The 247-nt window shown below is 61.5% G+C and carries 1 pseudogene; it reads right to left on the reverse strand.

Annotation, left to right across the window (positions count from 1 at the left end):
* Window positions 1-233: pseudogene (locus AC0L3S_RS39620) on the reverse strand (class I SAM-dependent methyltransferase); the annotation flags it as partial.
* Window positions 234-247 lie beyond the last annotated feature (14 nt).

The following is a 247-nucleotide window of genomic DNA, read 5'->3' on the forward strand; positions in this document are numbered from 1 at the left end:
AAGGTGATCTCCGCGTCGGGAAACGCGTTGCGCATATGGCCGAGCGAATTGCCGACGCCGGCGCCGAAATCCAGTATTCGTCGCGGTTTGACACCGGCCCGCCGCAGCGTCGCGGCGACGTCGTCGATCTTGTACCTGGCGAAGAAATCCGGGTTTTCGCCGCTCAGCCTTATGCTTGCGGCATGCTGCTCCTGATATTCCCGCGCAAACTGGTCGAATTCCGCCTCAAGCACGTGCGGCCCTCTTT

The organism is Bradyrhizobium sp. Ken01 (assembly GCF_055807355.1).